General features: G+C 58.3%; 1 protein-coding gene and 1 pseudogene. Both read left to right on the top strand.

The features are described 5' to 3' along the window. Positions 1-119 precede the first annotated feature (119 nt). Entirely contained in the window at positions 120-425 is a 306-nt protein-coding gene (locus NW860_RS11210; protein ID WP_414514221.1) for a transposase, read from the top strand. 155 nt (positions 426-580) lie between these two features. Beyond that, a pseudogene (locus tag NW860_RS11205) lies at positions 581-789 on the top strand (hypothetical protein); the annotation flags it as partial.

Here is a 789-nt window from a genome sequence, read left to right as displayed (position 1 = left end):
TGCAAGGGGCGTCCAGACCGTTGTCATTGGGGACATTCGGAATATCAGGGTGTCTGCCGCTCGCGTTAGCGGGAGGGAGTCCTTTTACGGCAAGAAGGCGAATCATAAAGATCCACCAAATGGTGCATGGCCAAGCCCGGCACTACATCACCTACAAGGCCGAACGGCTGGGGATGAGAGTAGTGCTCCAAGATGAGCGGTACAGCTCTCAAACCTGTCCTGCTTGCAACAAGAGGAACAAGCCAAAAGGCCGTGGGTATAGGTGCGGGTGCGGGTTTAGGTTCCATCGGGACGGGGTGGGGGCAATCAACCTTCGCAGAACGTATCTGGGCTTAGGCCCAGTAGTTGGGGTTATGGCATCCCCCATAGGGTTGAGGTTCCAGCCTCATGCTCTTTCGCTTACGGCGGCGCGGAGCGCTTTGTAGCTCAGCCGGTAGTAGCCATCCTGCTGTCTGAGTAAAGAATCCCTGCCCTTTACCCTAGGGCAGGGAGAATGTCAATGCCTTGGATCCCGCTTTTCCCCTGCCTCTTCCCCGACCGCTAAACTGGTTCTAGTCGAGACGGCTGGGTGCCGAGATCCATGCGCCGCCAGCTCAAGACCCTAAACCAAATCCTCGACTACAAGCTAGCCGATCTGCGGCTGTTTGGCCGCGCCGAGCTGAAGGGTCAGGTGCTGAACGTGCTGCTGGAACGGCTGCCCGGCGATGGGGTGGACACACAACAAGTAATGGAGGTGGTGCGCAGCGCTGTAGAGGCCTCGCTGCTGCAGGGGCTGCGCAAAGTCAACGT

The sequence above is a fragment of the Synechococcus sp. F70.1 genome (genome assembly GCF_047502745.1).
Lineage (GTDB): Bacteria > Cyanobacteriota > Cyanobacteriia > Thermostichales > Thermostichaceae > Thermostichus.
This window is presented reverse-complemented; position numbering and strand designations above follow the sequence as displayed.